The 13760-nt window shown below is 36.7% G+C and carries 17 protein-coding genes, 1 tRNA gene and 1 pseudogene; 13 read left to right on the forward strand and 6 right to left on the reverse strand.

Going from position 1 to position 13760, the window contains the following annotated elements; translation table 11 throughout:
* The first annotated feature begins 17 nt into the window (after window positions 1–17).
* From AB3G73_RS12770 to AB3G73_RS12785, 4 genes are all read left to right on the forward strand, one after another.
* The gene (locus tag AB3G73_RS12770) at window positions 18–617 is read left to right on the forward strand and encodes a thymidine kinase (protein WP_234133628.1); all 600 of its coding nucleotides are present in this window, start codon (window positions 18–20) and stop codon (window positions 615–617) included.
* 20 nt (window positions 618–637) lie between these two features.
* Window positions 638–1771, forward strand: coding sequence for an AI-2E family transporter (locus AB3G73_RS12775; protein WP_099147502.1), 1134 nt, complete (start codon window positions 638–640; stop codon window positions 1769–1771).
* Between the two features lie 94 nt (window positions 1772–1865).
* Window positions 1866–1938 (forward strand) — tRNA-Lys (locus tag AB3G73_RS12780).
* 242 nt (window positions 1939–2180) lie between these two features.
* A complete protein-coding gene (locus AB3G73_RS12785; RefSeq protein WP_367745091.1) occupies window positions 2181–3401 on the forward strand; it encodes a site-specific integrase in 1221 nt (406 codons plus the stop codon).
* Between the two features lie 284 nt (window positions 3402–3685).
* Here AB3G73_RS12785 and AB3G73_RS12790 read toward each other — a convergent pair whose 3' ends face one another.
* From AB3G73_RS12790 to AB3G73_RS12800, 3 genes are read right to left on the reverse strand one after another with little or no spacing between them, the layout of a single operon-like run.
* Window positions 3686–3979: a helix-turn-helix domain-containing protein gene (locus tag AB3G73_RS12790; RefSeq protein WP_004293696.1), complete on the reverse strand. Its 294-nt coding sequence runs from the start codon at window positions 3977–3979 to the stop codon at window positions 3686–3688.
* Between the two features lie 53 nt (window positions 3980–4032).
* A complete protein-coding gene (locus AB3G73_RS12795) occupies window positions 4033–4326 on the reverse strand; it encodes a DUF3876 domain-containing protein (RefSeq protein WP_122297466.1) in 294 nt (97 codons plus the stop codon).
* A complete protein-coding gene (locus AB3G73_RS12800; protein WP_005801492.1) occupies window positions 4313–4627 on the reverse strand; it encodes a helix-turn-helix domain-containing protein in 315 nt (104 codons plus the stop codon). The genes AB3G73_RS12795 and AB3G73_RS12800 overlap by 14 nt, the downstream gene beginning before the upstream one ends.
* Before the next feature lie 533 nt (window positions 4628–5160).
* Here AB3G73_RS12800 and AB3G73_RS12805 point away from each other — a divergent pair.
* The 7 genes from AB3G73_RS12805 to AB3G73_RS12835 all read left to right on the forward strand — a co-directional run bounded on the left by AB3G73_RS12805 (window position 5161) and on the right by AB3G73_RS12835 (window position 10258).
* The gene (locus AB3G73_RS12805) at window positions 5161–5970 is read left to right on the forward strand and encodes a helix-turn-helix domain-containing protein (protein WP_005801494.1); all 810 of its coding nucleotides are present in this window, start codon (window positions 5161–5163) and stop codon (window positions 5968–5970) included.
* Window positions 5971–5975: 5 nt separating this feature from the next.
* Window positions 5976–7346, forward strand: a complete 1371-nt coding sequence (locus AB3G73_RS12810) for an MATE family efflux transporter (protein WP_320975301.1) — start codon at window positions 5976–5978, stop codon at window positions 7344–7346.
* Between the two features lie 2 nt (window positions 7347–7348).
* The gene (locus AB3G73_RS12815) at window positions 7349–7588 is read left to right on the forward strand and encodes a hypothetical protein (protein ID WP_005801496.1); all 240 of its coding nucleotides are present in this window, start codon (window positions 7349–7351) and stop codon (window positions 7586–7588) included.
* The gene (locus AB3G73_RS12820; protein WP_017141875.1) at window positions 7551–7961 is read left to right on the forward strand and encodes an RteC domain-containing protein; all 411 of its coding nucleotides are present in this window, start codon (window positions 7551–7553) and stop codon (window positions 7959–7961) included. The genes AB3G73_RS12815 and AB3G73_RS12820 overlap by 38 nt, the downstream gene beginning before the upstream one ends.
* 128 nt (window positions 7962–8089) lie before the next feature.
* Window positions 8090–8422, forward strand: coding sequence for a helix-turn-helix domain-containing protein (locus AB3G73_RS12825; protein WP_005801498.1), 333 nt, complete (start codon window positions 8090–8092; stop codon window positions 8420–8422).
* A gap of 284 nt (window positions 8423–8706) precedes the next feature.
* Window positions 8707–9291 carry a BfmA/BtgA family mobilization protein gene (locus AB3G73_RS12830; protein WP_367745092.1) on the forward strand — a complete coding sequence of 195 codons (585 nt, stop codon included), beginning with the start codon at window positions 8707–8709 and terminating at the stop codon, window positions 9289–9291.
* A gap of 4 nt (window positions 9292–9295) precedes the next feature.
* Entirely contained in the window at window positions 9296–10258 is a 963-nt protein-coding gene (locus AB3G73_RS12835; RefSeq protein WP_146375259.1) for a DUF5712 family protein, read from the forward strand.
* A 41-nt stretch (window positions 10259–10299) separates the two neighbouring features.
* Here AB3G73_RS12835 and AB3G73_RS12840 read toward each other — a convergent pair whose 3' ends face one another.
* Window positions 10300–10872 (reverse strand): ImmA/IrrE family metallo-endopeptidase, encoded by a 573-nt coding sequence (locus AB3G73_RS12840; RefSeq protein WP_119213467.1) that lies wholly within the window; start codon window positions 10870–10872, stop codon window positions 10300–10302.
* Window positions 10873–10878: 6 nt separating this feature from the next.
* Entirely contained in the window at window positions 10879–11214 is a 336-nt protein-coding gene (locus tag AB3G73_RS12845) for a helix-turn-helix domain-containing protein (protein WP_367745093.1), read from the reverse strand.
* A gap of 255 nt (window positions 11215–11469) precedes the next feature.
* Here AB3G73_RS12845 and AB3G73_RS12850 point away from each other — a divergent pair, with 255 nt between their 5' ends.
* Both AB3G73_RS12850 and AB3G73_RS12855 read left to right on the forward strand, forming a co-directional pair.
* On the forward strand, window positions 11470–11643 hold the full coding sequence (locus AB3G73_RS12850; RefSeq protein WP_187325354.1) for a hypothetical protein: 174 nt from the start codon (window positions 11470–11472) through the stop codon (window positions 11641–11643).
* Between the two features lie 134 nt (window positions 11644–11777).
* Window positions 11778–12992, forward strand: coding sequence for a hypothetical protein (locus AB3G73_RS12855; protein WP_234168500.1), 1215 nt, complete (start codon window positions 11778–11780; stop codon window positions 12990–12992).
* Between the two features lie 365 nt (window positions 12993–13357).
* On the opposite strand, the pseudogene AB3G73_RS12860 reads toward AB3G73_RS12855, so the two are convergent.
* A pseudogene (locus tag AB3G73_RS12860) lies at window positions 13358–13549 on the reverse strand (transposase); the annotation flags it as partial.
* Window positions 13550–13760: the final 211 nt, after the last annotated feature.

A 13760-nucleotide genomic window follows, 5' to 3' on the forward strand; every position in this document is an offset into this window, starting at 1 on the left:
AGAAAACACAAAATCTCATGGTATTATTTTCAGAAGACCACATACAGGAAACTAGAAGAAGAGGCCGGATCGAAGTAATCTGCGGTTCTATGTTCTCCGGAAAGACAGAGGAATTGATTCGCAGAATGAAGAGAGCGAAATTCGCGAAACAACGTGTCGAGATATTCAAACCAGCTATCGACACCCGTTATTCAGAAGAAGACGTAGTCTCTCACGACAGCCATTCTATCGCCTCCACTCCCATCGATTCGTCAGCCAGTATTTTACTGTTTACTTCCGAGATAGATGTAGTTGGCATTGATGAAGCGCAGTTCTTCGACAGTGGTTTGATTGATGTATGCAACCAGCTCGCCAACAATGGAATCCGTGTTATCATTGCAGGGTTGGATATGGACTTCAAAGGAAATCCGTTCGGTCCAATGCCACAATTGTGCGCCATTGCCGATGAAGTCTCCAAAGTTCATGCGATCTGTGTGAAATGTGGTCAGCTGGCTTCTTTCTCACATCGTACAGTCAAAAATGAGAAACAGGTTCTTTTAGGCGAAACAGCCGAATATGAGCCTCTGTGCAGGGAATGTTATCTCCGTGCGCGAGGGGAAGATGAACAGAAAATATAAACTCTATAAAAAAACAGATTATGGAAAGGAAAAAGATAACATTCGACAGTTTTATACGCGGTTCCATCGGATGTGTGTTAGTTGTAGGCATATTAATGCTTGTGGAACGTCTTAGCGGAGTGTTATTACCTTTCTTTATTGCGTGGCTGATCGCTTATATGGTCTATCCGTTAGTCAAATTCTTCCAGTATAAACTACGATTAAAAAGTCGCATTATTTCCATCTTCTGTTCCTTATTCCTCATTACAGTTATCGGAATCACTTTATTTTATCTGTTAGTGCCGCCGATGATTTCGGAAATAGGCAGAATGAACGACTTGCTGGTGACTTACCTCACCAATGGAGCCGGCAACAATGTGCCTAAGAATCTTTCTGAATTTATCCACGAGAACATCGATCTTCAGGCACTGAACCGTGTATTAAGTGAAGAGAATATTCTGGCGGCAATCAAAGATACCGTCCCCAGAGTGTGGACTTTGCTTGCAGAATCTCTCAACATTCTATTCAGCATCCTTGCCTCCTTCATTATATTATTATATGTAATCTTTATATTATTGGATTACGAAGCGATAGCTGAAGGATGGTTGCATCTGCTACCCAATAAATACCGTACGTTTGCCTCCAACCTGGTTCACGACGTACAGGATGGTATGAACAGATATTTCCGTGGACAGGCTTTGGTTGCTTTCTGCGTAGGTATTCTTTTCAGCATTGGTTTCCTGATTATCGATTTCCCCATGGCTATCGCTTTGGGACTTTTCATCGGAGCATTGAATATGGTTCCCTACTTGCAAATCATCGGTTTCCTTCCCACTATTTTATTGGCGATCCTCAAAGCTGCCGACACCGGACAGAACTTCTGGATTATCATTGCATGTGCATTAGCCGTCTTTGCAATCGTGCAAATCATACAGGACACCTTCCTTGTCCCCAAAATCATGGGAAAGATTACCGGACTGAATCCTGCCATCATCCTTTTATCTCTTTCTATCTGGGGTTCATTAATGGGAATGCTCGGCATGATTATCGCCTTGCCACTAACAACTTTGATGCTCTCCTACTACCAACGCTTTATTATCAACAAAGAAAAGATAAAATATGATGAAGTAGAAACTACTGATAATCAAGAAACAAGCCATAACAAGGAAAAATAATTGAAACTTTTTTCTACGGAATGCTTGCAAATTAAATAAAAGTAACTACCTTTGCACCCGCAATCAGGAAATAACTGATTCGCAAATAAGGATTGATTCGCTAGCTCAGCAGGTAGAGCACAACACTTTTAATGTTGGGGTCCTGGGTTCGAGCCCCAGGCGGATCACTGAAAACAAAAGAAAAATCAAGCAAATCCCTGATAATCAAGCATTATCGGGGATTTCTTTTTTCTAGCAGGTAGCAGAAAATAGCCGTTTCAAGCATATTATCGGTGGATAAATCGTGGGACTAAAATGTAATTAGAAAAAGTCCCACGAATTTGCATCTTTCTCACTGATTCCTAGTATTTTGCATGGTCATACTTTGGAAGAGAATACATAGATTTGTAACTCTAAAAACGATGTAAAAATGGCTCGTAAATCATTTTCTGTTTTGTTCTTCATCAAGAAAGGCAAACTATTAAAGAACGGAGAAGCACCTGTGTGCATGAGAATCACCGTAAACGGCTGTATGGTAGATATTTCTATCAAAAGAAGTTGTCCCGTAAACCTATGGAATCAAGCAAAAGAGAATTCAAAAGGAAAAGACCGTATGTCGGTGGAACTGAACCACTATTTAGAAATCACACGCTCGCACGTACACCAAATTTATAGAGAACTGGAAACTTCCGGCAAAGTTATTACTGTTGATCTTGTGAGAAAGTTGTTTTATGGTGTGGACGAAGATAACAAAACACTATTGCAGGTATTCAGGGAGCATAACGAACAAAGCCGTAAGCTAATTGGTAAGGACTTTGTTAGCAAGACCGTTCAACGGTATGAAACCACTACCCGATATTTGGAGGAATTCATTAAAAAAGAATATCAACTATCGGATATTGCCTTGAATAACTTAGAAGCGAATTTCATTTCTAAATTTGATGCTTTCTTGAAGATAGAAAAGGGCTGTGCGCAGAACTCCTCTATCACCCGATTAAAGAACTTGAAGAAAATTATCCGCATTGCTTTGGAAAACGACTGGATAAAGAAAGATCCGTTCGCTTACTATCGCTTTAAGTTGGAAGAAACTGATCCTGAATTCCTGACGATGGACGAGATTAAAATCATTCTCGCTAAAGAGTTCACAATTAAACGAGTAGAACAGGTACGTGACGTTTTTGTCTTTTGCATTTTTACTGGTTTGGCGTTCAGCGATGTGAAAGATTTATCACCCGAACACTTGGTAAAAGACAACAAAGGGGAACTTTGGATAAGGAAGAACCGCCAAAAGACCAAAATCATGTGTAACATTCCTGTGTTACCTGTGGCAGCTTCCATACTTGATAAATATAAGGATGTGGCAGAGTGTACCGGAAAACTTTTACCTGTATTGTGTAATCAACGCATGAACAGTTATTTGAAGGAGATTGCCGATGTGTGCGGAATTCATAAAAATCTTAGCACACATACCGCCAGACATAGCTACGCCACAAGCATTTGCCTTGCAAATGGCGTGAGTATGGAGAATGTTGCTAAAATGTTAGGTCATGCAGATACAAGCGTAACAAAACACTATGCAAGGGTATTGGATCAGAATATTTTCAAGGATATGCAAAAAGTAAATAGCTGTTTATCAGAATTAACTATATAATAAAGGTAATAGCCAATATAGAAAAAGGATTGGGAAGAATGAATTTCATTTTCTCAATCCTTTTCTTTTATAGTAAGTTTTCCAGAACTCAATATGAAGCATTGACAAAGGTAAGTTCGGTATTTAGCCTGTTCAAGTCCGAGCCTTCGGTTTGAATAAAAATCTTCATCTCCATTTCATTCCGAGCGTATTTTTATCCAAAGACTTGCACAGACTAAATACTTCACTGGAAAAGTCAATGATTCAAATTAAATTCCGAAAAACAATGTTTTAGGCTTGGCAGGTTACTCTTTCCAACTTTCAAAGTAGTGCTTTTGGAGCAGTTTATCAATATCACTTTGGCGATAGATGATTTTTCCTTTTATCTGAATAAAGGGGATTAGCCCTGTATCTCGCCACTCTTGTAAGGTTCGCAAACTGACATTCAGTTTCTTGGAAACTTCATTGTTAGAAAGAAAGCGTTCCCCGTTCAGGTGGGGCTTGTAGTGTTTGACGATAGATTCAATGCCGTTCAGCATCGAATCAAGCGAAGAAATAAATTCTTTGACCTGCGGTGTATCTTTATTAATTAATTCCATGATTGAAAGATTGTTTTATTGAAATATTGATTTCAAGATGGCTAGATAGCTGGTTAGTTGCGCAGATAGTCACCCAGCGATGAAATGTTAAGTACATCTTTTGCCGGATCATAATCTACATAGAGCCGTTTGGATGTAATGGTAATAAAATACTGGCTACCATCTTGCTGTATCTCATAAGTAGCGGGTGAAGCCTGTTTGGTAGTTTCCGATACATATATAATAGAAAGAAGATACTCTTTATCGTTCCGATAGATAATAACCGTAGGATTCAGATTAACGCTTTCCCATGTGCCGACAATGGAAAACAGGTTGAAGGACGGGTAATCTTCTTTAGTTCTTTTCATAAGGCATAATTTGTTTGGGTGATTGATTTTGTGTTTCACTGTCCGCAATAATTCTTTCAATATCGGAAGACTTATAATAAATCTTGCTCCCAATTTGAGAATAAGCCAGCCGTCCACTGCTTCGGTAATATTGCAACGTTCGCTTGCTAAAGCCCAACAACAGGCATACTTCCTGACTATCTAGCCAGTTTTCTACTTTCTGGACATGAGTGCTGCACAAGCTTTCTATTCGTTTGGCAAACTCGGTGAACCGTTCGCAGACATATGAAAAGGTTCTCTTTTCAATGGTTACTACTTCCATGCTTTTAATTTTAAATAGTTTATAAAACGTGTTGATTAAAATTCACCAGCAAATGAAAGAAGAATCAAGAGCCGTTTTCAAAACTGTCCGGAAGTGGTATGAAGTGGTTAGCATTGTCTATCTATTTACTCACTAATCCATCTGAAGTGGATGAAAAAACAACTATGCAAAGTAAATTCTAGTAAACAAGAAATGTGAATTTAATCTACTGAATAATAGACTTTTGAAAAAGAAGAGTATAATAATGGGTAACGATATAGCAACGAGCGCAATTCTTTAATCAGCCTTATTTCTCTACTATTTGAAACTCATAATACAAAGATTGACAAACCTCTAAAATGATCAAAATAGTAGCTAATATTTAAGGAGATACGAATTGAATATATTGATATTTGCTATCAACCTATGCCCCCTTGAATCTGTAACATTTCAACTAACTTACGAGTATGAATTAAATTTCTTGTAAAAAGACTTCCTTTTTGTTGAAAATCCCTATCTTCGTTATCAATATTCCCAATTAGCCAATTGTATAAATGTACAGAGAATATAAACCAAACATATTACTTGCGCCATATATTGAAACTTATTGGGCTACGGACGAGAGTTTATCGGGTAGACAGACTTTACGTATCCTACCTGATGGGGGCATAAATGTGCTGTTTAATTTGGCAGAGAATGAAGTAGACATCATAAAGCCTTTCATTCCCTATATCATTGGTACAAAGACAACATTTTCCAATGTGGTGCATGAGAGGGCAGACCGGATGATAGGTGTGCGCTTTCGTCCATGTGCCATCTCCGCTTACACAAAAGTACCTGTATATGAATTTAATAATTGCCGAGTAGACACAAGTCTGTTCTTGTCGCTTTTTGCAGATTTTAATTCGGAACGGTTGGCTGAAAAAGAAGATGAAATAGAACGACTGAATTATATAGAAGAATATCTGCTGGGAAAACTGAATTGTCTGAACAATATTGATAAACAATTCATCTATGTGGCAGAATACATACGAATGACAAATGGTATGGTTCCCGTTAATGAACTGTTGGATAAGGTCTGTTTGAGCCAACGCCAATTTGAAAGACAGTTTAAGAATCTGACGGGAATGACGCCGAAGATGTTCAGTAGCATCACTCGATTTTCTTTATCCGAGAAATACTTGAGGCTTCATCCTAATGAAAGTCTGTTTTCGGTCGCCTTGGACTGCGGATATTATGACCACAGTCATTTGATACGTGAGTTCAAACGCTTCGGAGGTGCATCGCCGCAAGCGTTAATGTCGAATTTATACACAATTTCTCCATTATTCCCATATTACCTTTGCACCCCAAAAAAGGTGTAAAGGTTATGATGAAAAATAATTCAGCTACAATCAATGTTTTACGAGATGGAAACATGATGAAGTCCCTTGTTAAAATGGGGTTGCCAATGGTCATTTCCATGTTAATCATGGCAGTTTACAATATTGCAGATACATTCTGGGTATCTCATTTAGGTACGATTCCTATCGCAGCTGTTTCCATTGTTTTCCCTTTTGCGTTAATATTTACGGGGGTCGGACTGACTTTCGGTGTAGGCGGTGGAGTATCTGTCTCCCGACTGTTGGGAAAAAAGAAGCTGAATGAAGCAAGCGTTGTGGCTTCCGTTTCCGTGTTGACAGCGTTTATGTCAGGCATTTTCATCATGACATTCTGCAACTTGTTCATACACCGAATCCTCTGTTATATGGGTGCGGACGATGCAAGTATTAACATTGCGATTGGATATGGACGTCTATTCACCGTCTGCTGCGCAATAGGAGTTTTCAATGTGGCATCAGCGAATATTTTCGTGTCGCAAGGGGCTTCCAAAGTCTCTGCTACGGCAATGATTACGGGCGCTGTCGTCAATATGGGACTTGTGCCCTTATTTATCTATATCTTTGGTTTAGGAGTGAATGGATCGGCGTATGCAAACATTGCTTCCCAACTAATAACAGCCCTCATATATTGTTGGCATTATAGCCGGAAAACTATCATCAAGGTATCTCCACGGTTGTTTAAGCCAACTTTAGCCATTTATGCCGAAGTCTTAAAAATCGGGATAGCAATGCTCTTCCTGCAAGTTTTTCAGGCTATGTCTATTAGTTTGATGCAGAAAGCAAGTGCCAAGTATGGCAATGAAGCTGTTGCCGCCATAGGCATCGTTCTAAAAATAGTCACACTTGGGTCAAATATAGTTTACGGATTCGTCAAAGGATTTCAGCCCATTGCCGGATATAATTATAGTGCGGGAAACTATCCAAGACTAAAGCAAGCTATACGGTGGTCGCTCGTACTTACCACTTCCTATTGCATCCTATGGACTGTTGTTATCTTCTCATTTTCAACTTCTATTATCGGATGGTTTGGGGAAGATGTGAACATGCAGAAAACAGCAGTAGAAGCATTGAATATCAATACAATAATGTTCTTTACACTAGGTTTTCAATTCGTCTATGCTGCGTTCTACATGTCCGCCGGCATGGGTCTGCATAGCCTCCTGCTCAATGTCAGTAGGCAAGGAATTATATTTATTCCTATTATATTGATACTGCCTACTTATTGGGGGCTGCGTGGCGTGCTGTATACGCCAATGGTGGCAGACTTACTATCGACGATATTAACCTTATTCTATGCCTTCAAGGCTAAATCAGTTCTTTACAATAAGGAAAATCCTATAAACATTAGAATGAGGTAAGTATGAAACAATTATTAGAACAGAGATTTTTCCGTCTATTGTCGGAATACTCGCAACGTAAAGTTTCTGTATCTGAATTTGCAGAAGCTATTGAGGAATTGGCTATACATTTAGCCAATTTTAGTATAAACGAACAGGATTATGCAGTATTATTGCGCTATTTTTCCTTTGGAGTAAATAGGCTCAAATCGTATCGAGTACAATTTGAGCAGGGAAAAAAATGCTTTTCTATTACTTCTTGATGAAGCAATAGAGCTGATAAATAATGAAATATGCATTGTAAAATGGCGAATCAAATATCCGGTTCAGTTCCAAAATCGGGAAAATATTTTTTTACGCTCACCTCTATATCTTACTGATGAAACATATCTTGTAGAAATCATGGAACTTGTTAGCGGAATATTCCTATCTGAAAGAGTTGTAACCCACAATGGAACAAAATCACCACTTACGGAAATTGGACGAGCTTTTGAATACCTGTTCAATATCAAGTTGGGGGACATCCACAAAAAACACGAGAATGTAATTTGCCGGAAAGCCAATAAACGCACGGAGTTTTTGGATTTACTTCGTAAAGCCATTTTCGAAGAAAGCAAAAAGAAAGGCTATCTATAAATCAGATACTTATCAATAATTGTTAGGGGTGTAGTATATCTACTCCCCTAACTTATTTGCATCTATTTGCCGAACTTTGCTTCATCAATCGATTGAAAACAATAATGTTGAACTAAAAATGGAGCAAAATGTATATAGACAATGAAAACTTCGAGAAGTGGATGGAGCAGCTTTCCAAGAAACTGATCGAAATAGGTAAAGACCTAAAGTCACTTATCAATACGGACAATGTTCTCGATGATAATGAGAAGCTGTTAGATAACCAAGATTTGGCTTTTCTCCTGAAAGTATCGTTCCGAACTCTCCAACGTTACAGAGTGAGCGGACAACTACCCTACTTTACCATCGGAAAGAAAACCTACTATCGAGCGAACGATATTCGGGCTTTTGTTCGTGAACGTGCCGACTCTCAAACTTACAAGCAGTTTGAAAAAGCTAATCAATTAGAGAATAAATCTTGAAAGCAAAATGTAGCAGAGAAAAGAAGTCTATATTTAGGCTATTCCTCTATACTACCACCCCTATTTAGCAGAAACAGCTACGCCTTCCGGCTTCGCTCATTTCGCTAAATTGAGCAAGAGGGAACTGGACAAGTCCTGTTCTTCCCTCTTGCCCTGCGGGGCAAAGCCTTCGGCTTTAGCGTGTTACAAGAACACGCTGTAATGACACCTGTAATAAGTATTTTATTTATAATACTTATTATCAGTAATTTATCTATTCATATTTCTATAAAAAAGTAATTACCATGTCAAACAGTGGTCGGAAAACGATATTCACTACCATTTCCATAGACAAGGAAACGGCAGCTTTGGTAGAGAAGATATGCAAACGCTATTCACTGAAAAAGAGCGAAGTTGTAAAGTTGGCGTTCGGGTATATAGATAAGGCACATATCAACCCATCCGAAGCACCGGAATCTGTAAAATCAGAACTGGCGAAAATAAATAAGAGACAGGATGATATTATACGTTTTATTCGTCACTATGAGGAAGATCAACTGAATCCCATGATACGGGTAACAAATTCTATCGCTTTGCGCTTCGATGCAATCAGCAAAACTTTAGAAGCTCTTATTCTCTCCCAACTGGAAGCCAATCAGGAGAGACAAACAGCCGTGCTGAAAAAGTTAAGCGAACAGTTCGGCAATCATGCCGATGTGATAAACAACCAATCCAAACAGATTAACACACTTTACCAAATACACCAACGGGATTATAAAAAGTTGCTTCACCTGATACAACTCTATTCGGAACTTTCTGCTTGTGGTGTGATGGATAGCAAAAGGAAAGAGAACCTGAAAGCAGAAATCAACAATCTGATAAATACATAGGATTATGCACATAGATTTTGCACCGCCATCAAACGGGACATATAATAATTCTGGAAGTAGCCGACAGCTAGCTAATTACCTCGAACATGAAGATTTAGAAAGGATGGAGAAAGGTATTTATACCGAAGGCTTTTTCAATCTGACAGAGGATAACATATATAAATCAAAGCTCATAAAAGATATAGATAGTAATATCGGGCAACTCCTGAAAACTGATGCAAAGTTTTATGCTATTCATGTCAGTCCATCGGAAAGTGAACTTCGGGCAATAGGAAACACCGAACAAAAGCAAGCCGAAGCCATGAAACGTTATATTCGTGAGGTGTTTATCCCTGAATATGCCAAAAACTTCAATAAAGGGCTATCCGAAGTAGATATAAAGTTTTATGGTAAGATTCATTTTGACCGCAACCGTTCCGATAATGAGTTGAATATGCACTGCCATTTGATTGTGAGCCGAAAAGACCAAACTAACAAAAAGAAACTATCACCACTCACCAATCATAAGAATACAAAGAACGGAATAATAAAAGGTGGCTTTGACCGTGTAAACTTGTTCCGACAAGTAGAACAAGGATTTGATAAACTGTTCAATTACAATCGCCAACAAACAGAATCATTTGGTTATCGTAATACGATGAAGAACGGCTCTATATCTGAGCAGTTCAAACTACAACAACTAGAGATTCAGTCCAACAAAAAAGAAACAAAAGTCAGCCAAAACAGTAATATAGATAAATTATTTTCTATCAATTTTGAAAATAAGGAAACTGGAAAACAAGATTTTGACATAAGCACCCATGTTAATACAAATCAAGAAAATAAAATTTATATCAACTCGTCTTTCTCTCCGACAAACAATCAAACATCTTTTCTATCTAATTCATTGAGAAAAGGTTCTTCACTGAATTCCGAAGAGCCAAGATTAATACCTAAAAAAAGAAAAACAAAAAAGCGTAAGTTGTAAGTCTTTTCCTTATTCAGCCACCAATAAATAGAGATAAAATATTAATTTTTAGACCATTGTCTTTTCCTTTTATTTATGCCTGTCAAATTTATCCGATATTGAACCATTTCCTCACTGGCATTAAAATATGAAGCTATTTCTTTATTACTCATATTGTTTTTGCTAGCCCATAAAAGACTAGGTTGAGGTAATTGTAAAGTTGCACCCAAGCATTTTGCTTCTTCTTCTTGGGTATCGTTATATTCATGCATTCCAAACGGAATTTGAAACTCATATTGTTTTTGTTCCCTTGTATGTTTACAGATTATATGAGCCAGTTCATGCATGACATCACTTTGTTTACGTGCTTCCGTATGAAATGGATTATAAATAATTATTCTATTTCCTGACTGAGCAACCAATGTTAATGCACTCCACTCACAAGACAAACTATCAGTAGCCTTTAGTTCAGGGAAAAATTCCAATGCGCTACATATATGCACATCCAAATACTTTGCTAACTCAAAAGCACACAATGCTCCACAAGGGTGGATGTGCAGGGCTTCTCTATATTTTATAGCAGAACGTTCAGCCTGTGCTTTAAAACCTCTTTTAAGAATACTATCTGTTGCCAAAACAAACTACTTTGAATTATATGCCATATCAATCATTTTGACAAGCATGTTTACTGTATCTTTACTAAGAACTTTCTCTGCTCTTAAATGAGCTATCACCATATCTTTTGTGGAAACTTCACCTAATTCCTCTCCACCTATTATAAATGTATCAGTTGACACCCCAATCCATTTGCATATTTTAACAAAAGTATCTACATCAGGAATTTTACCCTGCTCAATCCTTGATAAAGTAGCAAAACTAACTCCGCCGATTTCTTGGGCTATTGCCCTTAATCCCTTATTTCCTCTTTTGTCTTTCAACATAGTTGCAAGCAACTCGGTATTAAGCGTTGACTCCATAAATTATTTTTTTTAAATAAAACGCTGTTTCATTTGTGAAACAGAATAAAAAACTGTATCTTTGCAGCAACATTTTACTTCTTTGTTTAATTCATGCAACAAAGGTAGTGTTTTTTTGCAGAATAACAAATATAATGATGTTAAAGAGACAAGACTATTATTGTATTATTCTGATTATCAGCATTTTATTGTCTCTCGGGTCATACAAGCAGATACCTTAGTTCCAAATAATCTGCTAAAACAAAAAATATATTTATGGCTGTAAATAAACCGTATGGTGATAATGCTCGCAAAGGAGCAGTGAGAGAAAGAAGCCAAGTTCTTAATCCTAAAACAAACCTTTATGTTAAGCGTAATGCTAACACAGGACAATTTATGGATGTAAAAACTACTGGTGGAAAGTTCAAAGGAGTTAGAACCGAAAAATAAAAACATCTTTGTTCTTTCAAAATACCTTTAGGTATTTATTGGTTAATGAACAACGCCTGATAAAGAACTTAATAACATAGTCCTCTATATAGGCGTTGTTTCTAAAAGATAATAATATTAATACATAATTAAATATGGAACAATTCAGAAAAAAAACAGTTCATTTCGCATCTTCTGATGAAGGAGTAAAAGTTGCAGAATTGATAACATTAGTAGATAATAATCCTTTAGCAAAGGAAATTTTGAAATTACTTGATGTAAAATCAATACTCGGTGAAATAATCCAGATACCGGGTTCACGAGATCTTGTAAAAATTCAAAATGCAATAAATCAGAAGTACCATAAAGAGGATTTAGAAAGTGATTTAAATAGCATCTCATTATATTCAGGTGAAGACTTCACTATAAATTTTAATGCTTTAGAGCAAAATAAGTATTTCGTCAGTTTAGGTACAAAACAAATTAATACAGTTCCAATTTATTCTGCCACAAACGACTTCTTCTCCGAGTTATACCAAATGGAGAAATATGCTAGTAAGTTAATAAAAGATGGATACAAAGATATAGTAGAAGCAAACTTAAGAATGCTAAAAGGGATACAAACTCTTACAAAAAAGTTTAGGATACTACATGATCGTGAAGAAGATAACTTTTACTTAAGAGCAATTATATCATTGAGCAGCTACTTTAACTATGATAATAATATTGCTATTGTAATTTCTTTGCTAGCACTGCATGAAGAAATGAAGAAATATGATATAAAATATCGTTTGAAGGTTTGTGAATACAATGAATCATTTATCAGCATGTTTTTTGAAAGCTCGAAAGCAAAAGAATTACAAAATATTGGTTATGTCAGAAATTTGATTGAAGTTTCAAATGATGAAATCAAACGTGAAGCTTTAAAATTCAATGGAGTTTGCTATATCAGTTTCAAAGACTCAAACAATATTGATAATGAACTATTTATAATTAGACCGCAAGAAATAAAATCTAGAATCCTCTCTATTAAGCATAATGTATTACCTAAAACAGCAATAGAAGAATTATCTCACATCAGTGATGCAGGAAACATTCATACTAGTTTATTTGAGGATATTGCAACAATAACACAGATAAAATCACCTGAACAAATAAAATTCTTACTTAAGAGGAAAGTTGAATCTGCAAAAGGTGATTCTATTAAGAGATATAAAAAACAAATACTAGATACACTAAATGAATCAACCTCAAATATAATTCAGCTTCTCACTCTTTTTAAAAAGATAGAGCTTATTGCTAATGAAGATATTGATGCGATTGAATATATCAGATACATTGTTTATCAGGCTTTAATTGACAGGAAATAACATTAATCTCAATTCATGTTTATTACCGCTTATCTTCACAAAATTAGGTCCTAGAAAAATGTCTGAGACCTATATTTTGTGAAGATAATAATAATATCTATCTTTGCATTCAGTATTCTCCATGAGCAAACTACCGCAAAAGCAAGTAGCAAATTAGTGGGATAATTCATGGGATATGCTTGAAGCCAAAAATATAAAGTTTTAAATATCAGCGTGGTAACTCTTATTGGTGAGCCCCAGGCGGATCACGAAAATAAAAAAGCCTCTGATTTTCAGGGGCTTTTTTATTACCCTACAGCTTTCTCCGGCTCAGTTTGAAAAAGGAGGATCAAGGGGGATCAGTTGTAATTCGGGGCAGTAGAAATTTAGTGGGGATATCCATATATCTTTGCCATTCTAAACAGAAAAAAAATTCTGTCTGCCACTCCATGTAAGTTTGCCCTAAAGAGTTTGATCTTGGCGTTGAAAGACTCTGCTGCCGCGTTTGATGTCCTCTTGTTATAGAAGTTTAGAATATCATCATAGTGTTCGTAGAATATAGCCGCAATGACATTGAAAACTGGAATACGTATCGGAACACTAATTTAGTGTAACAAGACATGCTGCATGAACTGAAATGTTAAGTATTCACTCTTTTTTGATTTTCAGAACCTTAATCATATTATAGTTTCGAAATTATTAGTAACTTTGTTATTGATTTTAAATTTCACCGTCGTAAAGTTTACGATGGTAAACCTTACGACGGTGAAATCAAATATAAAAAGATAG

Source organism: Bacteroides sp. L008 (assembly GCF_040812255.1).
GTDB classification, from domain to species: domain Bacteria; phylum Bacteroidota; class Bacteroidia; order Bacteroidales; family Bacteroidaceae; genus Bacteroides; species Bacteroides vicugnae.